This window comes from Sphingomonas sp. CFBP 13603 (genome assembly GCF_014892665.1).
GTDB lineage: Bacteria > Pseudomonadota > Alphaproteobacteria > Sphingomonadales > Sphingomonadaceae > Sphingomonas.
The window spans coordinates 261,224-283,193 of sequence record NZ_JADBIA010000004.1 but is presented as its reverse complement, the minus strand read 5'-3'; the positions used below and the strand labels follow the sequence as shown (position 1 = coordinate 283,193).

The following is a 21,970-nucleotide window of genomic DNA, read 5'->3' as shown; positions in this document are numbered from 1 at the left end:
GGCTCCTGCGTTGCGGGAGAACAAGTTTTCGACGAGTTCAGAGCCCGTCGGGACCCCGGCTGGACATCGGAGGCTCGATGGCCGGATCGTCGCCATCCCGGAAGCGACAGGTCCTCGCGCTTTGCGGCACGTAGCGCCCTCGCCGAGTACATGGCGTGCTCCATCACGTCCGGCGCAGGATCACCCCGGGCCCACGGTTCCGCAAACCGACGTGTGTCGCGCGGAACCGTGGTGATGGCAGGCTTACCCCAGCGCGCGCGCGAACAGGCGGGCGAGGCGCGCGGAGAAGGCACGGGCGTCGACCGGGCGCTCGCCGTCGGCGATCTGGGCTTCGTCGAACAGCAGATGCGCCGCATCCTCGCGCAACGTCGCATCGGCGTCACCAAGCGCCGCCAGCTTGGCGACCAGCGGGTTGGTCGGATTGATCTCCAGTACGGGCTTCGCCGCAGGGGGCGCCTGGCCGCTCATGGCGAGGATGCGCTCGAGCTGGCGATCCATGCCGCTGTCCGCCGCGACGAGGCAGACCGCGCTGTCGGTCAGGCGTTCGGACGCGCGCACGTCAGACACAGCATCGGCGAGCGTCGCCTTCACGAACGCGATGAAGTCGGCGACCTCGGGTGCCGCGTCGGACTTGGGCTGCTCGGCACCATCGACCAACGGGATCAGCCCGAGATCGGCCGCGCCCTGCGTGACCGACTTGAACGGCTTGCCGTCGTGATCGATGCCCGCCGTCACCCAGAACCCGTCGACCGAGTCCGGCAGCAACAGCACCTCGATCCCGCGCGCGCGGAACCCTTCGAGCTGCGGCGACGCTTCGAGGCGATCGAGATCGGTGCCGACCGCGTAATAGATCGCGGTCTGATTGTCCTTCATCGCCGCGACATAGTCGGCAACCGAGCGCCATGCGCCGGCCGACGTCGTGGTCTTGAACCGGGCGAGTTTCAGCAGCGCCTCATGCCGCTCGAAATCCTCGTACAATCCTTCCTTCAGGACCGCGCCGAAATTGTCCCAGATCTTCGCATAGGCCTCAGGATCGCGCGTCGCGAGCTTGTCGAGTTCGGACAGCACGCGCCCGGTCACGCCCTTGCGGATCGCGGCGAGCATCGGGCTCTCCTGGATCATCTCGCGCGAGACGTTCAGCGGAAGGTCGGACGAGTCCACCAGCCCGCGCATGAAGCGGAGGTAGCGCGGCAGGACCTCGGCATCGTCGGTGATGAAGACGCGCTTGACGTACAGTTTCATGCGGCCGTTGCGATCGGGATCGAACAGGTCGAACGGCTTGGCGCCCGGCACGAAAGCGAGCACCGAATACTCGTGCAGCCCTTCCGCGCGGTAATGGAGTGTCAGCGCGGGCTCGTCGAACTGACCGGAGACGCCGCGGTAGAAGTCGGCATAGTCTTCGGTACTGATTTCGGACTTGGGCTTGGTCCAGAGCGCGGCGCCATCGGCGATGTCGACGGGCTCGGCATCGGGCCTCTCGCGGAGCGTGATCGGGACGGGAACGTGGCCCGACTGATCCTTGATCAGGCGTTCGACCGTGAACCGGTCGGTGTACGAAGTCGCATCCTCCAGCAGGTGAAGCACCACGCGGGTGCCGCGGGCGGGTGCATCGGCGGTCGCGATGTCGGCGATGGTGTAGGTGCCGAGGCCATCCGACGACCAGATCGAGGCGGTGTCCGCGCCTGCGCGACGCGAGATCACGTCGACCTTCGATGCGACCATGAACGCGGAATAGAAGCCGACTCCGAACTGCCCGATCAACTGCGCGCCTTCGCTTCCGTTCGCCGCGGCGATGCGGTCCATGAACGCCTTGGAGCCGGAGCGCGCAATCGTGCCGAGCGCCTCGCCCATGTCGTCGGCGGTCATGCCGATGCCGTTGTCCTCGATCGTCAGCGTGCGTGCATCGGGATCGAGTGTGATAGCGATCTGCGTGCGGGTTTCGTCGCCGAGAAGCTCGGGAGCGCTCAACGCCTCGTAACGCAGCTTCTCGCAAGCATCGGCGGCGTTCGAGATCAACTCGCGCAGGAACACCGTCTTATCGGAGTACACCGAGTGCACCATCATGTGCAGCAACCGCGAGACGTCCGCCTCGAAGGCGTGCGTCTCGGCACCCGGCGTTTCAGCAGCAGACGGTTCAGTAGCGGGCGTTTCAGCGGCAAGCGTCTCGGAAGTCGGCGTCACGGGCGCGGATGGGTCGAAAGCATGTGTGTCGGATGCGGGCGGGGTTTCTGTGGTCATAAGCGCTAGCATGTCTCTTGAAGGAACGGTCGTCGCAAGAGTTGGCTGGAGGGACGATTGAATTCAAGTGTCGGCCATCCGGCAACGGTCGATCGGGCCTACGCGCAATGGATCGAGAAAGATTTCATTTGCGTTACACCCTGAAGCAATGTTCAATCCGAATCGGTTAGTCAAAAGATGCAACGTGTCGAGATGTCGCGTGGAAAGGAACGATGTGTTCTTTTTCGCTCATAGTCTGTCGTCCATCATGGCTAATCGGGGGATGATGATCCTGCGAGGCCACCGACGGGTTAAACCCGACGGTGTTTCTGATCTTCGGCAAACCCTGGGGAGGGGTGCCGCTTTCGGGGGCCTCGATGATTTTACGCGATACACCGGATACCAGCGGGACGGCGATTACACGCAGGACGATACTGGGACGACTTGGCCTGATCGGAGGGCTGGGCGCGACGCTCGGCGCGATGCAGGCCTTGGGGCTGACGGGCGGATTGATCGGAACGTCGCACGCCGAAGCGCTCGCGACGCTCACGCCGACGCTGGGTAAGGGCATTCACGTCGTCGTGCTGGGCGCAGGGATCGCGGGGCTGACCGCGGCCTACGAACTCGAGCAGGCGGGGTTCCAGGTCACCTTGCTCGAAGCGCGCGACCGGGTCGGCGGCCGCGCCTGGACGGTGCGCGACGGTGACAAGATCGAGATGATCGGCGAGCAGACCCAGACCGCCAAATTCTCCGACGGGATCTATTTCAACGCGGGGCCGGCGCGCATCCCGAGCTTTCACCAGGGCCTGATCGGCTACGCGAAGAAGTTCGACGTACCGCTGGAGGTCGAGGTCAACTCGAGCCGCTCCGCCTATGTGATGGGCGAGAACGGCAGCAAGATCCGGATGCGGACCGCGATCAACGACATGCGCGGCCACATCGCCGAACTGCTGGCGAAGGCGATCAACCAGGGTGCGCTCGATCAGTCGGTCACGGCGGCGGACAAGCAGAAGCTGATGCCGTTCCTGAAGGCTTATGGCGATCTCGGCACCGACTACGCGTTCGCGGGAACCGAGCGATCGGGCTTCGGCGCCGCGCCGGGCGCGGGCGTCACCTTCTCGTCAGCGGGCAGCGCGGTGCCGCTCGACCAGTTGCTGGCGAACGAACGGCTGCCGATGACTCTGTTCGAAGACAATCTCTACATGCAGGCGACGATGTTCGAACCGGTCGGCGGGATGGACCGGATCCACGCAGGGTTCGATTGCAATTTGCGGCGGCCAGCGATCCGCGGTGCCGAGGTGACTCGCATCCGTCACACCGCGCGCGGCGTCGACGTGGTGTACCGCGACAAGGCGAGCGACGTCGTCGACACGGTGAAGGCGGACTACATCATCTGCACGATCCCGTTCCCGGTGCTCGCGACGATCGATACGGATTTCTCACCCGCATTGAAAAAGACGATTGCGGGCGTGGTGTACGATCATTCGAACAAGGTCGCCTTCGAGAGCCCACGCTTTTGGGAACGCGAGCAGATCTATGGCGGGATCTCGTTCGTCGGCGGGCCGACCACGCTCATCTGGTATCCGTCGGCCGGGTTGCATTCGGAGCGGGGCATGCTGCTCGGCTGCTATTCGTCGGGGCCGAACGCGGCGGAGTTCGCCAAGCGACCGATCGCCGAACAGATCGCATTCTCGCGCGGGGTGATCGATCGGCTGCACCCCGGGCATGGGGCCGACCTGGTCAATGGGTTGGCGGTCAACTGGCACAAGATTCCGTACAGCCTCGGCCCGTGGCCGGACTGGAACGCGGGTAGCGCGAACGGCCGGCAGGAGGGGCATATCGACACGCCTGAATTCCGCCTGCTGCAAAAGCCCGACGGCCGCGTCTATTTCGCGTCCGCCGCGCTCAGCCAGACGCCGGGCTGGCAGGAGGGTGGCATACAGTCTGCGCAAGGACAGGTGATGGCGCTGGCGAGGCGGGTCTCGGGACAGGCTGCAACCCTGTCGAACAGATCGCAGCGGGCTGCATAACGGCAGATTTCCGTGCGACGGCGTTGCATATAAGTTACATCTTCAAGAATAGCCTTCGATCAAAAAAAGCGAAGTACCCGAATCGGTTGTTTAATACCTCGATACGAACAACCATGTTCAAGTTGATAAAGACATCAGCCTGAAAACCTAGTCAGCAAAGCACATTTTTTGCGAACGGGATATACATGTCAGGATGGCGTTAGATCATCGGTGAATAATGAGGGGATGGCTGGAGGCGATCATCAATAAGGGGGGAGTCCTTATGAAGACCGTTACCAGCATTTCACGCGGCGCACTGATCGTAGCGCTTGCAAGCCTGTCGACCGTTGCCGCGCATGCACAAGTCATCGAAGCTGCCGGCCAGGCGTCCGCGCAAGCCAGTCTGCCCGGCGACGACATCATCGTCACCGGTACGCGCGCTACCGGGATTACCGCCGCCGAGAGCGCGGCACCGATCAAGGTGCTCGATGCCGACCTGATGAGCCATGTGGGCCAGCCCAATTTGAACCAGGTTCTGACACAGCTCGTGCCGTCGTTCACCGCGCAGGCGTTCGGTGGCGACACGGCCAATCTCACGCTGTCCGCGCGGCTTCGCGGGCTGAGCCCGAACCACACGCTCGTGCTGATCAACGGCAAACGACGACACGGGACCTCGAATCTTGCCGTCCTTGGCGGACCGTACCAGGGTGCCGCAACCGCCGATCTCGACCTGATCTCGCCCTCCGCGATCAAGCGCATCGAGGTGCTGGAAGACGGTGCCGCCGCGCAATATGGCTCAGATGCGATCGCCGGCGTCATCAACATCATCCTCAAGGACGACAAGGAAGGCGGCGACGGCTACGCCACGGCGGGTGAGAATTACGACACCGGCGGCCGCACCTATGCGGGCACGTTGCATCTCGCGACCAAGCTCGGCGAAGAGGGCTTCATCAACGTCACGGGCTTCTACCGCTATCACGATTTCACGCAGGTCGGTGGACTCGATCGCCGCGTCACCGACATCAACGGCAACCTGCTGAGCAACACGACCACGCCGTCGATCACGCCGCTTCAGCAAACGCTCTATCCCGGGATGTCGGATTTTCCCTACGTCAACAAGATCAGCGGCGACGCGCAATCGCGCCTGATCAATCTGCAATATAATTCGGCCTATGATTTCGGCGGAGTCGAGGCCTACAGCTTCGGTACGTTTTCGCGGCGTGTCGCCAGCGCTTACGAGAATGTCCGCGTGCCGACCCGCGTGTCGCGCACCGTGGGTGGCGTGACGACCTATTTCGATCCCGAAGGCGACAGCCCGGTCAACGGCTTTTCCCCGCGCGAGAAGATCCGCGAGGAGGACATGGCGTTCACCGGCGGTCTGCGCGGCGACGTGAGCGGGTTCCATTACGACCTGTCGACGACGTTCGGTCAGGACAAGAACGAGATCTACACCGTCAATTCCGCCAACGCGTCGCTCTACGCGGATACCGGCTTTACGCCGACCACCTTCTACAACGGCTTCTTCAAGTCGAGCGAGTTCACCGCCAACGCCGACTTCACACACGAGATCGAAGCCGGCATGGCGGCCCCGATCAACCTCGCCTTCGGTGGCGAATATCGCAAGAACGTCTACGAGATCGGCGCAGGCGATGCCGCCTCGACCTACAAGGAAGGCGGCCAGTCCTATCCGGGCTTCCGCAATTCGGATGCCGGCGTCAACGGGCGCAATGCCCAGGCGGCGTATGTCGATGTCGCGCTGATGCCGGTCGAGGGCCTCAAGGTCGACGTCGCCGGCCGGTACGAGCATTACTCCGATTTCGGCAGCAAGTTCATCTACAAGGGTACCAGCCGTTACGACTTCTCGGATGCGTTCGCGTTGCGCGGCACCTTCTCGACGGGGTTCCGCGCCCCGACGCTGGCGGAGTCGTTCTACTCCGCGACGAACGTCTCGCCGACCTCCGCTTTCGTGCAGCTGCCGGCCAACTCCGCCGCAGCAAAGCTGATCGGCTTCAACAATCTGAAGCCCGAAAAGTCGACCAACTACAGCCTCGGCACGGTCATTCGGCCGGTGCCGCGACTGACGATCACGATCGATGCGTATCAGGTAAAGATCGAGGACCGCATTCTCGGGACGGGCTCGCTGTTCGGCGGCGGCGGCGCGACCTTGCCGGTCAACGTCAACTTCCCCGCGGTGACCGCGGCGATCCGCGCGAACGGCAACGTCCTCGATCCGACGGTGGTTCAGACCGGCATCAACATCTTCACGAATGGCGCGGATACCCGGACGCGTGGCGTCGATCTCGTCGCCAGCTATGCGAGTGATTTCGGCGAGTATGGCAAGGCGACCTGGACACTGTCGGGCAACTACAACCAGACCAAGATCACCAAGGTGATGGCGGCACCACCGCTGGTCAACGTGCTCGGGCAGACGATCACGGTGCCGTTGTTCGACGAGGGCGCCCGCGCCAATATCGAAACCGCATCGCCGCGCGTGAAGGTCATCGGATCGACCTTCTATTCGATCGAGAAATTCTCGATGACCCTGCGCGGTACGGTCTACGGCAAGAGCTCTGCCCGCTACAGCCCGGACGGCGGCACCTTCTACAAGCAGACGATCGGGACCGCATTCATCGGCGACGTCGAACTGAACTTCAAGGCGACCGACGACCTCGAACTGTCGATCGGTGCGAACAACGTCTTCAACAAGAAGTCGCCGACGCTCGGCCTGGTGCCGGGTACGACCAATGCGACCCTGGTGGGCGGCGGCAACCAGCTCGATGCACCGCTGACGTTCAGCCCGTACGGCATCAACGGCGGCTATTATTATGCGCGCATGAACGTCAGTTTCTAATGTCTGCCGGGCGCCGGAAACATCCGGCGCCCGGTTTCTCCGAGAGGATATCTATGACGAAGATCTTTGTTCGATCGCTTGCCCTGTTCGCGGCGCTGGCAGGCGCGTCGGTTGCCGGTGCGCAGGCCCCCAAATCCGGCATCGTCCGTCATACCAATACGCCACCGGGGCTGATCCTTCAGGGCGTGACGGTACCGGCGGGTGCAAAGATGCTGTATCTTAGCGGGCAACTGGCGGCTCCGATCGATCCCGCAAACAAGACGCCGCCCGCGCAGCTGACGATCGCCGATTTCGGCGACACCAAGACGCAGACGATCAGCGTGTTCACCAAGATCAAGACGATCCTGGCCGCGCAGGGCTATGCGATGAGCGATATCATCAAGCTGACCGTGTTCGTCGCGGGCGATCCGAAGCTCGGCGGCAAGATGGACTTTGCCGGCATGAACGACGCGTTCAAGATGTATTTCGGGACGGCGGAAAACCCGAACACCGTTGCGCGATCGACCGTTCAGGTCGCAGCGTTGGCGGGGCCGGCGTTCCTGGTCGAGATCGAGGCGACGGCGGCGAAATAAATTCGGGCGAAGGCGACCTCGTGTTCGCTTTCGATATCAGGTGCTTGGTCTGGTCGGGTGGTTAGCTGAGGATGATGTGCGACGGGATCGAGGCCAGATCGGGTGCGTAACGAATTGACGCTCGGGGCGGTGCGTGGGACGATGTTGGACACACCGGATCGGAGACCGCCATGCTCGTCCCCCCGCTCGTCAATGGACTGATCCTAGCCTTCGTCATCGGTATCGTCGCGGGGTTGCGCGCGATGCTGGCGCCCGCCGCGGTAGCCTGGGCCGCGAGCAAGGGGGTGCTGCCGTTGCAGGGGACGTGGCTGGCGTTCCTCGGCTACCGGTTCACGCCGTGGATCTTCACGCTGCTCGCTGCCACCGAACTCGTCACCGATCAGCTGCCTTCGACGCCCAGCCGCAAGGTGCCGCCGCAGTTCGCCGCGCGCCTGCTCACCGGCGGCCTGTCGGGCGCGGCGATCGGATACGGCATCGGCGTGCCCTTGCAGGGGATCGTTCTCGGCATCGTCGGGGCGGTCGTCGGGATCTATGGCGGCGCGGCGCTTCGCGCGCGACTGGCGACGGCGTTCGGTAACGACCGGCCGGCCGCGCTGATCGAGGATGCGATTGCGATCCTGCTGGCGGTGCTGGTGGTGCTGTCGATCTGATGCGGAATTTCGACGCGATCATCGTCGGCGCCGGGCAGGCCGGACCACCGCTGGCAGGCCGCCTCACCGCCGCGGGCATGACGGTCGCGCTGATCGAGCGGAAGCTGGTCGGCGGAACCTGCGTCAACACCGGCTGCATGCCGACCAAGACGCTGGTGGCGAGCGCCTATGCCGCACACCTCGCACGACGTTCAGCGGATTTCGGGATCGCGACCGGCGACGTCACGGTCGACATGCCCGCCGTCGCAGCACGCGCGCGCAAGGTCGTGATGGACGCACGATCGGGCAACGAGCGCTGGCTGGAGGGGATGGCGGGCCTTACCTTCCTGCGCGGTCACGCCCGCTTCACCGGACCGAGGACGATCGCCATCGACGGCGTGGAGATGACCGCGCCGGGCATCTTCCTCAACGTCGGTGGGCGCGCGAGCGTGCCGGATATGCCGGGCGTCGACGACGTGCCGCATCTCGATAATACCGACATGGTCGCGCTGGAGCAGGTCCCCAAGCATCTCGTCGTCGTCGGCGGAAGCTATGTCGGGCTTGAGTTCGCGCAGATGTATCGAAGGTTCGGCGCGGCGGTGACCGTGGTCGAGCGTGGCGAACGGCTGATCGGGCACGAGGATGCCGACGTGTCCGATGCTGTGCGCGGCATATTGGAGGACGAAGGGATCACGGTGCGGACGGGCGCGAACTGCATCGCGTTCTCGCGCCATGCGGACGGCGTCGCGGTATCGGTCGATTGCCACGCGGGCGATCCCGAGGTGATCGGCAGCCACGTGTTGCTCGCGGTCGGCCGGCGCCCCAATACCAACGACCTCGGGCTCGATCTCGCCGGGATCGCAACGGACGAGAAGGGTTATGTCACCGTCGACGACATGCTGCAGACCAACGTGCCGGGCGTATGGGCGCTGGGCGATTGCAACGGGCGCGGCGCGTTCACGCATACCGCGTACAACGATTTCGAGATCGTCGCGGCGAACCTGCTCGATCATGACGATCGGACGCTGAGCCAGCGGCTGGTCGGCTACGCGCTCTATACCGATCCGCCGCTTGGCCGCGTGGGGATGACGCAGGCGCAAGCGGAGAAGACGGGGCGGCCGATACTGGTCTCGAAGCGGCCGATGACCCGCGTCGGGCGCGCCGTCGAAAAGGGCGAGACCAAGGGGTTCATGAAGATCGTGGCGGATGCGGAAACACAACGGATCCTGGGGGCGGCAATCCTCGGCACCGGCGGCGACGAGGCGATCCACGGGATCCTCGACATGATGAACGCCGATCAGCCGGTGTCCGCGCTGCGCTGGGCGGTGCCCATTCACCCGACCGTGTCGGAGCTGATCCCGACGCTGCTGCTCGGGCTCGAACCGGTGGCGCAGACATGAGCGATCTCGGCGCGCGCGACCACCAGATGTTCCCGGTGCTCAACGCAGAGCAACTTCAGACGGCAAAGCGCTTTGCAAGCGGTCCGGCGCGCGTCTTTGCCGCGGGCGAGCAGGTCTATGCGATCGGTGACCAAGGCGTCGCGGCATGGCTCGTGCTCGAAGGAACGATCGACGTCGTCCGTCGCGACGGATTGAGTCACGAGGCACCGATCACCACGCACGGCCCGGGGCAATTGACGGGCGAGGTCAACCAGCTTGCCGGGCGCCCGACGATCGCTGGAGGCACGGCTGGCCCCCAAGGCTGTACCGCGCTGCCGTTCGATCCGGCGCATCTGCGCGCGCTGATGGTCGGCTCGGCCGACGTCGGCGAGATCGTGATGCGCGCGCTGATCCTCCGGCGGGTCGGGTTGATCGAGCAGGGCAGCGGGGGGACGGTCATCGTCGGCCTGCCGGACAGTCCAGACGTCGTCCGGCTACAGGGGTTTCTCACGCGATCGGGCTATCCGAACATCGTCCTCGATGCGGCATCCGATGACGAGGGGCGTGCACTGGTCGAGCGGACCGGTGTCGCGTCGAGCGATCTGCCGCTCGTAGTCTGCCCGAATGGTACGGTGCTCAAAAGGCCGTCAGATATCGAGGTTGCGGCTTGTCTAGGCATCACGCCCGAGCTTGATCCGGACACCGTGTACGACGTCGCGATCGTCGGCGCGGGGCCGGCGGGGCTGGCGGCGGCGGTGTATGCGGCGTCGGAGGGACTGTCGGTGATCGTGCTCGACGAGCGTGCGATCGGCGGACAGGCGGGGGCGTCGGCTAGGATCGAGAACTACCTGGGCTTCCCGACCGGCATTTCGGGGCAGGCGCTGGCCGGGCGTGCATTCAACCAGGCGCTCAAGTTCGGCGCGGAGATCGCGATCCCGCTGACCGTCGAGCATCTCGAATGCGAGGAGGATCGGCCCGCGGGTGACCCGCTGGCGCTCGAACTGCCGGGCGATCGACGCGTTCAGTCGCGAACGGTGATCGTCGCGTCGGGCGCGCGGTATCGGCGACCGGACATCCCGGACCTGGCGGAGTTCGAGGGCGCCGGCGTGTCCTATTGGGCGTCGCCGATCGAGGCGCGGTTGTGCGAGGGCGAAGAGGTCGCGCTGGTCGGCGGCGGCAACTCGGCCGGGCAGGCGGTGGTGTTCCTCGCGCCGCGCGTGAAGCATTTGCACTTGATCGTACGACGCCCGTTGGCCGCGACGATGTCGAAATATTTGATCGACCGGATCGCCGCGCTGCCCAACGTGACGATCCGCGTCGGCACCGAGATCGTCGGGCTGGAGGGCGAGCGCGCGACTGGACTGACGGCGGCGATCTTCCGCCAACGCAGCGACGGCGTGGAGACGCGGTGCGCGATGCGACACCTGTTCCTGTTCATCGGCGCGGACCCCAATGCGGGGTGGCTGAAGGGCTGTGTCGATACCGACGAGAAGGGGTTCATCGTCACCGGTGCCGCCGAACTGCCGTTGCAGACGAGCCGCGCGGGCGTGTTCGCGATCGGTGACGTACGGGCCGGATCGACCAAGCGCGTCGCGGCGGCGGTCGGCGAAGGCGCGGCGGTGGTCGCGCAGATCCACACGGTTTTGGCCGACATGGCGGAAAGGCACGCGGAATGAGCTACGGCTGCACGCACATGGAGACGATCCGCGACGTAACGCCGAGCGCGAAGGGATGCGAGGAGTGCCTCCGGATCGGCAGCGAATGGGTGCATCTGCGGCTGTGCCGGGAATGCGGTCATGTCGGCTGTTGCGACGACTCCCCGCACCGCCACGCGACCGGACACTTCCACGCGACACGGCATCCGATTATCGAGGGCTATGACCCGCCGGAAGGCTGGGGCTGGTGCTTCGTGGACGAAACGATGGTGGACCTGCCGGACCAGACGCCGCAGGTTGGGCCGATCCCGCGTTATGTTTGAGGGGGCGGGAATGCCGCTCTCTCAACTATGCCGATAGGTACGACTTGGCGTCCTCAAGCCGTGCGGGCGAGACCTGACGACCTCCACCAACACACCTCCCCGGCGGAGGCCGGGGCCCAGTTGGCATGGCCTGAGTGACAAAACGCAAACCTACATCACCGACGTTCCCCAACTGGCCCCCGGCCTCCGCCGGGGTGGTGCCTACTCGGAAGAATGGAACTAGGCCGAAGCGCTCGCTGGTGCATGCTGAGCGGTGCAAAACTGACGTTGGTACCAACGGTGATCACCGGTCTACTCCACGTCACTAGACACCCCTCCACGCTTGCCTCTCCGCAGGCGGACAGGTAGCCGCCGCCAATCGGTAAAGGCGTGAGTGATCGAAATGCGGCGTTTGATGATCGGCTTCGTAGCTATTGCGGCCTTGGCGTCCGCGGGAACGGCGCAGCCGGCAAGGCGGCAGGTTCAGCGTGCTGAACCGGGACCGAAGCCCGGCCTTGTCCGCGTCCGCATCGTCACCTCCGAGGGGCCGATCCTGCTGGCGCTCGACGCCCGCCACGCACCGAAGACGACCGCTAATTTCCTCGCCTATGTCGATGACGGTCGGTTCGACGGCACCGATTTCTACCGCGCGAGCCGCCAGAAGTCCGGGCCGAAGCTCGGCTTTATCCAGGCGGGCATCCGCACCGACGCGCGGCGGATACTACCGCCGTTTCCGCTCGAGACCACCGCGATGACCGGCATCAAGCATCTCGATGGCACGATCTCGATGGCGCGCGGGATGACGCCGGCGTCGGCTGGGGGGAATTTCTTTATCACGATCGGGCCGGCGCCGGCGATGGACGCGCGCGCGGGGTATCCGGGCTATGCCGCGTTCGGGCATGTCGTCGCAGGGATGGACGTGGTGAAGCGCATCCTCGCCAAGCCGACTGGTGGCGGGATGGATGCGTTCAAGGACCAGATGATCCTGAAGCGGGTCGCTCTGGTGAGTGCGCGGCGTCTGGACGGGGTGGCGAAGCCGACCGGGCTGCCGCGGGCGTGGTTGATCGAAACTGGGCCGCAACGGCGGAGGTGAGGGGCTGGAGGGGGCTGCACATCGACTAATGTTGCTTCGAACGTTTGTCAGTTTGGTCAGGGTAGTGGCGTTTCCCTCATACGCTTATGGCGCAAAGGTAGTCGCCATCGAGTTTTGCACCACCCCGGCGAAAGCCGGGGTTCAATTGGAAAGCTCAAAATGATGGCAGTTTGCCTTTAGGTCAGTAACGTCCCCCAACCGGGCCCCGGCCTCCGCCGGGGTGGTGTTGTGGAAACTGGTCCCCGCAGACCCCTGAATCAGTTGTCACAACCCTCTGTTCTCCCGCGAAGGTGGGAGCCCAGGGTAACGAACGCAGGTATTCTTGGCTCCTGGACCCCCGCCTTCGCGGGGGAACGAAACGGCTTAAGCAGTGAGGCTCAACGCAACCGCTTCCGCGACCTTGATCCCGTCGACCGCCGCGGAAAGAATACCCCCCGCATAGCCAGCGCCTTCGCCAGCCGGGAAAAGCCCCGCCGTATTGAGGCTCACGAAATCGTCGCCCCGTGTGATCCTCACCGGCGACGAGGTCCGCGTCTCGACCCCGGTCAGCACTGCGTCGGGATGATCGTAGCCGGGAATCTCGCGCCCGAACGCGGGCAAAGCTTCCCGCAGCGCGGTGATTGCGAACTCGGGCAGGCATTCCGACAGGTCGGTCATGTGCACGCCCGGCTTGTACGACGGGATCACCGAGCCGAGCGCAGTCGACGCCCGCCCAGCGAGCAGGTCGCCGATGCGTTGCGCGGGTGCCTTGTAGTTCGAACCCCCGGCCACATACGCCCGCGATTCCCAGTAGCGTTGCAGTTCGATCCCGGCGAGCGGGTGGCCGGGATAGTCGCGCTCGGGGTCGATGCCGATGACGATCCCCGAGTTCGCGTTGCGTTCGTTGCGCGAATATTGGCTCATCCCGTTGGTCGCGACGCGGCCTTCCTCGGAGGTCGCGGCGACGACGGTGCCGCCTGGGCACATGCAGAAGCTATAGACGGTTCGCCCGTTCTTGCAGTGATGCGACAGGCTGTACGCCGCCGCGCCGAGATCCGGGTGACCGGCGCAGGGGCCGAACCGGGCTTCGTCGATCCACGACTGCGGATGCTCGATGCGGACACCGATCGAGAACGGCTTCGCTTCGACGTGGACACCCTTGGCATGGAGCATCTCGAACGTGTCGCGGGCGCTGTGGCCGACCGCGAAGACGACGTGGTTGGCTTCGAGATAGTCGCCGGTGCTCAGGTGAAGCCCGCGGAGTTGGCGGGTGCCGGCCTCGTCGACGATGTCGAGACCATCGACGCGCGTCGAGAAGCGGTATTCGCCGCCGAGCGCCTCGATCGTCTCGCGCATGCTCTCGACCATCGTGACGAGGCGGAAGGTGCCGATATGCGGGTGCGCTTCGGTCAGGATTTCGGGCGGCGCACCGGCTTTTACGAACTCGGTCAGGACTTTGCGGCCAAGATGGCGCGGGTCCTTGATCTGGCTCCAGAGCTTGCCGTCGGAGAAGGTGCCGGCGCCGCCCTCGCCGAACTGAACGTTGGATTCGGGGTTGAGGACGCTTTTGCGCCACAAGCCCCAGGTGTCCTTGGTGCGTTCGCGGACGACCTTGCCGCGGTCGAGGATGATCGGGCGGAAGCCCATCTGCGCTAGGATCAGGCCGGCGAACAGGCCACATGGCCCTGCGCCGACGACCACCGGTCGGGGGCCGGTATAGCTCGTGCCGCCCTTGGTGACGAAGCGATATCCCGTGTCGGGGGTGCGCTGGACGTGGCGATCCTTGCGGAAACGCGTGAGGACGGCGTCCTCGTTTTTCAGCGTGACGTCGACCGAATAGACGAGCTGGATGTCCATCTTGTCGCGGGCATCGTGCGCGCGCCTCGCGATGGTGTAGCGGATCAGGTCGCGCGGGGTGACGCGCAGGCGATCGCGGATCGCGGCGGGCAGCGCTTCGTCGGCGTGGTTGAGCGGGAGCTTGAGGTCGGTGAGGCGGAGCATGTCGGTCGCTCTAGCGCCGCGCGGCGCGATCCGCCATCGGGAGGACGAGAGGACTTGATCATGCGGACCGACGACGAGCAGAATGCCAAGAGCGCCAAGCGCAAGGAGGTCCACGACCGGATCGTCGCGAGCAAGACGATCGAGAAGGGCCTGATCATCGTCCACACCGGCAAGGGCAAGGGCAAGTCGACCGCCGCGTTCGGCATGGCGGTGCGGATGATCGGACATGGGCGCAAGGTTGGCGTGGTACAGTTCGTCAAGGGCGCGATGACGACCGGCGAGAAGGCGGTTTTCGATGCGTTCCCGGACCTATGCGAGTTCAAGCCGATGGGGGAGGGCTTTACCTGGGACACGCAGGATCGCGCGCGCGACATCGCGGTGGCGCGCGAGGCGTGGGACGAGGTCAGGCGGATGATTGCCGACCCGTCGTACGCGATGGTGGTCGCGGATGAACTCAATATCGTGTTGCGGTATGAGTATCTGCTGGTCGACGAGGTGCTGGCCGTGTTAGCCGAGAAGCCCGAGATGACGCATGTCGTGGTGACCGGGCGGAACGCGCCGGACGCGCTGATCGAGATGGCGGACCTGGTAACCGAGATGACGCAGGTGAAGCATCCGTTCCGGTCGGGGGTGAAGGCGCAGGCGGGCGTGGAGTTCTAGGCGGCTTCGTACTCTACGACCCAATGAAACCACCGTCCGTCATCCTGACGAAAGTCAGGATCCAGAGCCACGAAGGCCACCTCCCGTTACCCTGGATCCTGACTTTCGTCAGGATGACGGGAGCGCGTGGGGATGGCTGGCGGACTTCTAACCGACGTAGCCGTGTCTTGCGTCGTCTCCACCTCCCGCCTATCGCTGCCCCCGCGACAGGTTCCCCCGATGCTCGCGCGGAGGGGGATGAAAATGGGAACGGGAAACACCCGGCTGCCCCTGCAACTGTACGCGGCGAGCCATCGTGCCTCATGCCATTGGGATGTTCCCGAGAAGGCGGCGCGGACGGCGTTGACCCGCGAGCCAGGAGACCTGCCCGTCGCGGTCGTCTTTCGTCCGGCCAGGGTGCGCCGAACGGACGGGTAACACCCCGAGCGACGACATCGCTTCGCGTTGCGCGGAGGCTGGAGGCATGCACCTTCGCCCTTCGCGTCGTGCGAGACCGACTGTCCGAAGGGGTTTCTATGCCAAGTTCACATCGTTCCGAGATCGTCCGGGAACGGACATGCTGAAGCCGGTCGAAGACGGCGTCGCGGTAGTCGCGTGCAATACGTGCCGCCATTCCACCGATGCGCGCGACGACGAGCACGGCCAACGCGGCGGCGCGCGGCTGGTCAGCGCGCTGAAGGCGGTGCAGGCGAGCGATCCGGCTTATGCCGACGTCGCGGTGCAGGAGATGCCGTGCCTGTTCGCGTGCCAGGATTTCTGCACGATCCACCTCCGCGCGCCCGCCAAGGTTGGCTATGTGCTCGGCAGATTCGAGCCGACCGAAGACGCCGCGCGTGCGATCCTCGATTACGCGCGGCTCTACGGCGAGAGCGCGTTCGGGCAGGTGCCGTTCAAGCAATGGCCGCAGGGGGTGAAGGGCCACTTCATCACGCGCACGCCGCCCGCCGGGTTCGTCGTGGAATGACCTTCTTTTCGACGGCCGGAGCATTTCTGTCATCCTTGCGCGCGTTGCCGCAGCCGGACGAAGCCGCCCGATCGGCGGCGGTGGCGCGTCAGGGGCAACTCACCAAACCGCCGGGTTCGCTCGGGCGGTTGGAAGAGATTGCCGTCTTCATGGCCGGCTGGCAGGGCCATGAACGCCCGCGGCTCGATCGCGGCCGGGTGGTGATCTTTGCGGGTAATCACGGCATCGTCGATCGCGGCGTCAGTGCGTTTCCGGCCTCCGTCACGGCGCAGATGGTGGCCAATTTCGAGCATGGCGGCGCGGCGATCAACGCGCTGTCGCGCGCGGCGGGGCTCGATCTCAGAGTCGTCCCGCTCGACCTCGACCGGCCGACGATCGATTTCACCGTCGCCCCGGCGATGTCGGAGGAGGAATGTCTCGCCGCGATCAACGCGGGCGCCGCCGTCGTTGCGGATGCGCCCGACCTGATCGTGCTCGGCGAAATGGGGATCGGCAACTCGACCTCGGCCGCCGCGCTGTGCCTCGCCAGCTTCGATGGATCGGCACGCGACTGGGTCGGGCCCGGTACGGGAGTCGACGACGACGGCATGGCCCGCAAGATCGCGACCGTGGAGGCCGGGCTGGCGCTGCACCGGGACGCACTGACCACCCCGTTCGAGACGCTACGCAGGCTTGGCGGTCGCGAACTTGCGGCGATCGCAGGCGCGGTCCTCGCGGCGCGCCTCGCTGGCGTACCCGTCATGTTCGATGGCTTCATATGCTGTGCCGCGGTCGCGCCGATCGCCGCTGCGTGCCCGGATATCCTCGCACACTGTCTTGCCGGCCACGTGTCGGCCGAGCCGGGTCATGCGCGCCTGTTGCGGGCATTGGGTCTCGATCCCCTGTTGTCGCTGGGCATGCGGCTCGGCGAGGGAAGCGGCGCGGCGACTGCGACGTTGCTCGTTCGCGCGGCGCTGGCGGCGCATGACGAGATGGCGACATTTGCCGAGGCGGGGGTCTCGGTCGCGTGACCGGCTCGCACATGCTGTACCTGATGCGGCATGGCGCACCGACACGAGAAGGGCTGCTGCTCGGACGGACCGACGCATCGGTGACGGTTCAGGGCATTGCCGCCTGTCTGGCACGGGCGGCGACGCTCGACGTCGCGCGCATCGTGACGTCGGACCTTGCCCGGACACGCGACTGTGCGCGGGCGATCGCCGCCTCTCGGGCGATCGAGGTCGATGTCGACCCGCGGTGGCGCGAGCTCGATTTCGGGGCCTGGGATGGGCTCGAGCCCGCGGAGGTCGATCCGACGGCGTTGGCGCAGTTTTATGACGATCCAGACGCGGCGCCTCCACCGGGCGGGGAGCGCTGGTCTGCGCTCCAAGGCCGCGTGCACGATGCGCTTGCCGATGTGCCCCCGGCGGCGACGCTAATCGTCACGCATGGCGGCGCGATCCGCGCGGCGCTCGCGGATCTGTGCGGGTTCGATCGACGACAGATCTGGGCGTTCGACCTGCCCTATGCGTCGCTCGTGTCGCTGCGGATCTGGCCTGGAGACGAGCGGACCGTCCAGATCGTCGGGCTCGCGACATGAGGCGGCTGATCGTAGCGTTCGGCTTCCTGACGCGCCTGCCGATGCCGCGCGTGACCGTCGGGCCGAGCGGTTTTGCCGAGGCGATACGCTTCTACCCGATCGTCGGGTTGGCAGTCGGCGTGATGGTCGCGGTGGCCGGATGGCTTGGCGCGCTGATCGATCCGTGGACGGGCGCCTGCGCTGCGCTACTGACGTGGGTCGCGATCACCGGCGCTCTGCATCTCGACGGGCTGGCTGACCTCGCCGACGGCCTGGGCGCGGCGCACGGCGATCGGACGCGGTTACTCGCCGTGATGGCGGATCCGCATATCGGCAGCTTCGGCGTCGTCGCGATCGTCAGCCAGATGATCGCCAAGCTGGTGCTGCTGCATGCGGTCGGGATGGCAGGCTGGTGGGTCGTCATCCTCGTGCCGTTTGCGGCGCGGATGGGGCCGCTCGCCTGGGCCAGGATGTTGCCGCCGATCCGGGCGGGCGGCCTGGGGGCGGCGATCGCGGGTGCGGTGCGGCGGCAGGACCTCATCGGCTGGGGACTGGTGCTGGCGTTGGCGGCGGTGATGGCTCCGGCGCTGGTGATCGTTCCGTTCCTGTTGCTCGGCGTGGCGGCGTGGTTGCGGCGGACGCTCGGCGGCGTGACCGGCGATGCCTATGGTGCCGGGATCGAGATCGCCGAGACCGGGGTGCTGCTCGCGCTAGCCGTTGGTGGCGTCATGACCGGCACGCTGCGCTAAAGCCAGCATCGCGTCGAGATCGAGGTGGCGTTCGAGCGTTGCCGCGATCGCGTCGAGCGCCGCGTCGATCGAGGCGCCGTGATCGGGCCCGACCGCATCGACGCCGATCCGCGCGAGCCAGACCGCCCGCTGTTCGGCAAGCGCCAGCAGGCCGTGGACGTAGCTGCCGGCGACGAGCCCGTCCGCGCTGATCGCACCTTCCGGGCTGCCGTCCGCGCGATGGCCAACGGGCTGGGCCAAGCCGGCGCCGTGGGTTTCGCCCATGTGCATCTCATAGCCTGCGAACCGCGCACCGCCCGCGATGCCCTCGACGCGTTCGAGCGTCTTCGTCGCGGTTAGGATCGTGTCGATGTCCAGTAATCCGAGCCCTTCGACGGTGCCCGCCGGGCCCTCGATCCCGTGCGGGTCGGCGATACTGCGTCCGAGCATCTGATAGCCGCCGCAGAGCCCGAGCACCGGCTTGCCGCGACGATGATGCCCGCGGATGTCGATGTCCCAGCCCTGCGCGTGCACGAAAGCGAGATCGGGGATCGTCGCCTTCGATCCGGCGAGGATGATCATGTCGACATCGGGGATCGCAGTGCCGGGCGGTATCATCAGCAGCGATACGCCGGGTTCGAGCCGGAGCGGATCGAGATCGTCGAAATTGGCTATCCGTGGCGTGATCGGGCAGGCGATCGTCACTCGCCGTGCGGCTGACGCGGCGGGGCGTTCGAGGATTACTGCATCCTCGCTCGGCAACCGGCCGGCGTCGGCGAGCCACGGCACGACGCCGTAGCCGCGCCACCCGCTGCGCGCCTCGATCGCGCGGTAGCCGTCGTCGAAGAGCGCAGGATCGCCGCGGAACTTGTTGACGAGAAAGCCGTGGATCATCGCCGCGTCGGCTGGATCGATCACCGCGCGCGTACCGACCAGCGACGCGATGACGCCGCCACGATCGATGTCGCCGACCAGGATGACGGGGACGTCGGCGGCGCGCGCGAAACCCATATTGGCGATATCGCCGTCGCGCAGGTTGATCTCGGCGGGGCTGCCCGCGCCCTCGACGACGACCAGATCGCAGCCTGTCGACAGGCGTTCGAAGCTGTCGAGGACGTCGACCAGCAAGCCGGCCCGGCCTTCTCGCCAGCGTGCCGCGGCGAGCGTGCCCCGGACCTGCCCACGGACGATAAGTTGCGAGGTGCGGTCGCCCTGCGGCTTCAGCAGCACCGGGTTCATGTCGACGCTCGGTTGAACCCGGCACGCGATCGCCTGGGTGGCCTGCGCCCGGCCGATCTCGCCGCCATCCGCGGTGACGGCGGCGTTGTTCGACATGTTCTGCGGCTTGAACGGGCGGACCGACAGCCCGCGATTGGCGAACGCACGGCAGAGTCCCGCGACCAGCACCGACTTGCCGACGTCCGAGCCGGTTCCCTGCAACATCAGAGCAGCCATGCGATCGCTCCGGCGATAAAGAGGAGAAGGATGCAGGCTCGGCGATAGATGCCGAGCGCGTCGTTGAGGTCCACCACCGATACGTCGACGCGGCCGTCGCCGATATAGGGCTTGTCGGCGACGAGGCCATCATAGGCGATCGGCCCAGCCAGGCGCAGGTCGAGCGCGCCCGCCATCGCTGCCTCGGGCCAGCCGGCATTGGGCGAGGCATGCTTCGACGCGTCCCGCAGCATCGTTCGCCAGCCGCCACCGGCGGCGATGCAGAGCAGCGCGCCACTGATCCGTGCAGGGATCAGATTGGCGATATCGTCGGTGCGTGCCGCCGCCCAGCCGAACGCACGCCAGCGGTCCTCGCGGTGCCCGATCAGGCTGTCGGCGGTGTTGATCGCCTTGTACGCCCAGAGGCCGGGCACGCCGGCGACCAACAACCAGAACAGCGGTGCGACCACGCCGTCGCAGACACTCTCCGCGAGGCTCTCGATTGCGGCGCGGGCGACTCCAGCTTCGTCGAGCGTCGCGACGTCCCGTCCCACGATCATCGCGACGCGCGCGCGCGCCGTTTCGAGATCGGCGCCTTGCAATGCGCGAGCGATCGGCACGACGTGGTCGTAGAGGCTCCGGATCGCGAGGCCGGGGGCGGCCATCAGGCCGATGGCTATCCATGCGGCGTGGCCGAGCGCGATCTGGGCAAGCTCGGCGAGCAGCCACGCGCCACCTGCGGCTACTGCGATGACCAACGCGATCGTCAGGACGCCGGCAGCACGGCGGGTCGCGCTTGAAGAAACGGCACGGTTCCAGCGCGTTTCCGCCCAGCCGATCAACCGTGCGAACCCGCCGACCGGGTGCCCGACCTTGGCGTAGAGCGCCGCAGGCCAGCCGATTGCAATGTCGACGATGATCGCAAGCGCTGCGATGGGTTCAGCCATGCGAGAGCGCTCGGTCCAGCCGCTCAAACGCTGCTTCGTCCCCCGGCACGCCCATACGGAGCCAGCGCGGCGAATGGTCGAAGGTTCGCGTGAGGATGCCAGCGCGTGCGAGCCGCACGAACAGCGCCTCGGCATCGTCGGTGTCGATCAGGCGAAACAGCGCGCAACCACCACTGGCCCGCAGACCGTGATCGGACAGCAAGGCATCGAGCCGCGCAGCACGGTCCAGGATCGACCCGCGGGCCTGCGCGATCCAGTTGGTGTCACGGTACGCGGCGTTGCCATAGGCGACGGCATGCGCGGATACCGGCCAGCTTCCCCACTGTCGGCGCATCTGGGCCGCCTGCAACGGTGGCGCGATCATGAAGCCCAACCTGATGCCCGGCAGGCCGAAGAACTTACCGAAAGACCGGAACACGATGGCGCGATCGTCGCGCGAAAGCAGGGGGACGATGCTCGTATCCGGCGCAACGTCCGCAAAGGCTTCGTCTACCACCAGCCACACGCCCTTGCGCGCAACTGCCACCAGCCGATCGGGCGCGTCGAGCAGGCCGTCCGGATTATTGGGGTTGGCCAGCAACAGCGTGCCATCGTCGACCGTATCGATTCCGGCGCGGGCGATCGGCATTGCGCCGGGGATAGCGTCGGCATGCGTGGCGTAGCTTGGCGTCACGAACCGGACGGGCGCGGGCAGATCGAGCTGGGACAGCAGCCGCAAACCAACCTCGCTGCCGGGCAACGCGACGACACGGTCCGCGCTCGTGCTAAACACTGCGGCAGCGGTCGCTTCCAGCGTCTGCAGGTCGGCGGGCGAGGGCAGGCTATGAAGATCGACCGCGGGCAGGGGGGCGGCGGTCCAGGCGCACGGATTGATCCCGGTCGACAGATCGAGCCAGGGGCGCGGCGCGTCGGGATAAAGAGCGGCGGCGATATCGATCCGTCCGCCGTGGATGCGCAGCGCGTTCATAGGGTCTTTCACTCGATCGGGCGCT

18 protein-coding genes and 1 riboswitch are annotated in these 21,970 nt (G+C 66.0%); of the genes, 13 read left to right on the top strand and 5 right to left on the bottom strand.

Features of this window, described 5'->3' with window-relative positions; translation table 11 throughout:
- Positions 1-243: 243 nt before the first annotated feature.
- A complete protein-coding gene (gene htpG, locus IFR23_RS09025) occupies positions 244-2,064 on the bottom strand; it encodes a molecular chaperone HtpG (protein ID WP_244655566.1) in 1,821 nt (606 codons plus the stop codon).
- Positions 2,065-2,594: 530 nt separating this feature from the next.
- Here htpG and IFR23_RS09020 point away from each other — a divergent pair.
- The 8 genes from IFR23_RS09020 to IFR23_RS08985 all read left to right on the top strand — a co-directional run bounded on the left by IFR23_RS09020 (position 2,595) and on the right by IFR23_RS08985 (position 12,707).
- Positions 2,595-4,247, top strand: coding sequence for a flavin monoamine oxidase family protein (locus IFR23_RS09020; RefSeq protein WP_192975574.1), 1,653 nt, complete (start codon positions 2,595-2,597; stop codon positions 4,245-4,247).
- A gap of 262 nt (positions 4,248-4,509) precedes the next feature.
- Positions 4,510-7,077, top strand: coding sequence for a TonB-dependent receptor plug domain-containing protein (locus tag IFR23_RS09015; RefSeq protein WP_192975573.1), 2,568 nt, complete (start codon positions 4,510-4,512; stop codon positions 7,075-7,077).
- 53 nt (positions 7,078-7,130) lie between these two features.
- Positions 7,131-7,649 (top strand): RidA family protein, encoded by a 519-nt coding sequence (locus IFR23_RS09010; RefSeq protein ID WP_107962488.1) that lies wholly within the window; start codon positions 7,131-7,133, stop codon positions 7,647-7,649.
- Positions 7,650-7,819: 170 nt separating this feature from the next.
- The gene (locus tag IFR23_RS09005) at positions 7,820-8,299 is read left to right on the top strand and encodes a DUF4126 domain-containing protein (protein WP_192975572.1); all 480 of its coding nucleotides are present in this window, start codon (positions 7,820-7,822) and stop codon (positions 8,297-8,299) included.
- Complete coding sequence (locus IFR23_RS09000; protein WP_192975706.1) at positions 8,296-9,678, top strand: FAD-containing oxidoreductase; 1,383 nt, start codon at positions 8,296-8,298, stop codon at positions 9,676-9,678. The genes IFR23_RS09005 and IFR23_RS09000 overlap by 4 nt, the downstream gene beginning before the upstream one ends.
- Positions 9,675-11,333 (top strand): FAD-dependent oxidoreductase, encoded by a 1,659-nt coding sequence (locus IFR23_RS08995; RefSeq protein WP_192975571.1) that lies wholly within the window; start codon positions 9,675-9,677, stop codon positions 11,331-11,333. Before IFR23_RS09000 ends, IFR23_RS08995 begins: the two co-directional genes overlap by 4 nt.
- Positions 11,330-11,635 carry a UBP-type zinc finger domain-containing protein gene (locus tag IFR23_RS08990; protein ID WP_192975570.1) on the top strand — a complete coding sequence of 102 codons (306 nt, stop codon included), beginning with the start codon at positions 11,330-11,332 and terminating at the stop codon, positions 11,633-11,635. The genes IFR23_RS08995 and IFR23_RS08990 overlap by 4 nt, the downstream gene beginning before the upstream one ends.
- A 394-nt stretch (positions 11,636-12,029) precedes the next feature.
- The gene (locus tag IFR23_RS08985; protein ID WP_244655541.1) at positions 12,030-12,707 is read left to right on the top strand and encodes a peptidylprolyl isomerase; all 678 of its coding nucleotides are present in this window, start codon (positions 12,030-12,032) and stop codon (positions 12,705-12,707) included.
- Between the two features lie 363 nt (positions 12,708-13,070).
- Here IFR23_RS08985 and IFR23_RS08980 read toward each other — a convergent pair whose 3' ends face one another.
- On the bottom strand, positions 13,071-14,687 hold the full coding sequence (locus IFR23_RS08980) for an NAD(P)/FAD-dependent oxidoreductase (RefSeq protein ID WP_192975568.1): 1,617 nt from the start codon (positions 14,685-14,687) through the stop codon (positions 13,071-13,073).
- Between the two features lie 60 nt (positions 14,688-14,747).
- Between IFR23_RS08980 and cobO the strand changes: the two genes are divergently transcribed.
- The 5 genes from cobO (at position 14,748) to cobS (ending at position 18,618) form a co-directional block, all read left to right on the top strand.
- Positions 14,748-15,347 carry a cob(I)yrinic acid a,c-diamide adenosyltransferase gene (cobO, locus tag IFR23_RS08975; RefSeq protein ID WP_446740898.1) on the top strand — a complete coding sequence of 200 codons (600 nt, stop codon included), beginning with the start codon at positions 14,748-14,750 and terminating at the stop codon, positions 15,345-15,347.
- A gap of 191 nt (positions 15,348-15,538) precedes the next feature.
- Positions 15,539-15,732: riboswitch (cobalamin riboswitch) on the top strand.
- A gap of 171 nt (positions 15,733-15,903) precedes the next feature.
- Positions 15,904-16,311 carry a DUF1636 domain-containing protein gene (locus IFR23_RS08970; RefSeq protein WP_121903134.1) on the top strand — a complete coding sequence of 136 codons (408 nt, stop codon included), beginning with the start codon at positions 15,904-15,906 and terminating at the stop codon, positions 16,309-16,311.
- Positions 16,308-17,321 carry a nicotinate-nucleotide--dimethylbenzimidazole phosphoribosyltransferase gene (cobT, locus tag IFR23_RS08965; protein WP_192975566.1) on the top strand — a complete coding sequence of 338 codons (1,014 nt, stop codon included), beginning with the start codon at positions 16,308-16,310 and terminating at the stop codon, positions 17,319-17,321. The genes IFR23_RS08970 and cobT overlap by 4 nt, the downstream gene beginning before the upstream one ends.
- The gene (locus tag IFR23_RS08960) at positions 17,318-17,890 is read left to right on the top strand and encodes a histidine phosphatase family protein (protein WP_446740897.1); all 573 of its coding nucleotides are present in this window, start codon (positions 17,318-17,320) and stop codon (positions 17,888-17,890) included. Before cobT ends, IFR23_RS08960 begins: the two co-directional genes overlap by 4 nt.
- Entirely contained in the window at positions 17,887-18,618 is a 732-nt protein-coding gene (gene cobS / locus IFR23_RS08955; RefSeq protein ID WP_192975565.1) for an adenosylcobinamide-GDP ribazoletransferase, read from the top strand. Before IFR23_RS08960 ends, cobS begins: the two co-directional genes overlap by 4 nt.
- Here cobS and IFR23_RS08950 read toward each other — a convergent pair.
- From IFR23_RS08950 to IFR23_RS08940, 3 genes are read right to left on the bottom strand one after another with little or no spacing between them, the layout of a single operon-like run.
- The gene (locus IFR23_RS08950; RefSeq protein ID WP_192975564.1) at positions 18,580-20,052 is read right to left on the bottom strand and encodes a cobyric acid synthase; all 1,473 of its coding nucleotides are present in this window, start codon (positions 20,050-20,052) and stop codon (positions 18,580-18,582) included. The genes cobS and IFR23_RS08950 overlap by 39 nt on opposite strands.
- Positions 20,040-20,978, bottom strand: a complete 939-nt coding sequence (cbiB, locus tag IFR23_RS08945) for an adenosylcobinamide-phosphate synthase CbiB (protein WP_192975563.1) — start codon at positions 20,976-20,978, stop codon at positions 20,040-20,042. Before cbiB ends, IFR23_RS08950 begins: the two co-directional genes overlap by 13 nt.
- Entirely contained in the window at positions 20,971-21,957 is a 987-nt protein-coding gene (locus IFR23_RS08940; RefSeq protein WP_342344910.1) for a threonine-phosphate decarboxylase, read from the bottom strand. The genes cbiB and IFR23_RS08940 overlap by 8 nt, the downstream gene beginning before the upstream one ends.
- Positions 21,958-21,970: the final 13 nt, after the last annotated feature.

Coding starts and splice junctions, on each gene's coding strand:
- cobO (WP_446740898.1), top strand. CDS start 14,748: ATGCGGACCGACGACGAGCAGAATGCCAAGAGCGCCAAGCGCAAGGAG.
- IFR23_RS09010 (WP_107962488.1), top strand. CDS start 7,131: ATGACGAAGATCTTTGTTCGATCGCTTGCCCTGTTCGCGGCGCTGGCA.
- cbiB (WP_192975563.1), bottom strand. CDS start 20,978: ATGGCTGAACCCATCGCAGCGCTTGCGATCATCGTCGACATTGCAATC.
- htpG (WP_244655566.1), bottom strand. CDS start 2,064: ATGATGGTGCACTCGGTGTACTCCGATAAGACGGTGTTCCTGCGCGAG.
- cobT (WP_192975566.1), top strand. CDS start 16,308: ATGACCTTCTTTTCGACGGCCGGAGCATTTCTGTCATCCTTGCGCGCG.
- IFR23_RS09015 (WP_192975573.1), top strand. CDS start 4,510: ATGAAGACCGTTACCAGCATTTCACGCGGCGCACTGATCGTAGCGCTT.
- IFR23_RS08990 (WP_192975570.1), top strand. CDS start 11,330: ATGAGCTACGGCTGCACGCACATGGAGACGATCCGCGACGTAACGCCG.
- IFR23_RS08995 (WP_192975571.1), top strand. CDS start 9,675: ATGAGCGATCTCGGCGCGCGCGACCACCAGATGTTCCCGGTGCTCAAC.
- IFR23_RS09020 (WP_192975574.1), top strand. CDS start 2,595: ATGATTTTACGCGATACACCGGATACCAGCGGGACGGCGATTACACGC.
- cobS (WP_192975565.1), top strand. CDS start 17,887: ATGAGGCGGCTGATCGTAGCGTTCGGCTTCCTGACGCGCCTGCCGATG.
- IFR23_RS08980 (WP_192975568.1), bottom strand. CDS start 14,687: ATGCTCCGCCTCACCGACCTCAAGCTCCCGCTCAACCACGCCGACGAA.
- IFR23_RS09005 (WP_192975572.1), top strand. CDS start 7,820: ATGCTCGTCCCCCCGCTCGTCAATGGACTGATCCTAGCCTTCGTCATC.
- IFR23_RS08950 (WP_192975564.1), bottom strand. CDS start 20,052: ATGGCTGCTCTGATGTTGCAGGGAACCGGCTCGGACGTCGGCAAGTCG.
- IFR23_RS08970 (WP_121903134.1), top strand. CDS start 15,904: ATGCTGAAGCCGGTCGAAGACGGCGTCGCGGTAGTCGCGTGCAATACG.
- IFR23_RS08985 (WP_244655541.1), top strand. CDS start 12,030: ATGATCGGCTTCGTAGCTATTGCGGCCTTGGCGTCCGCGGGAACGGCG.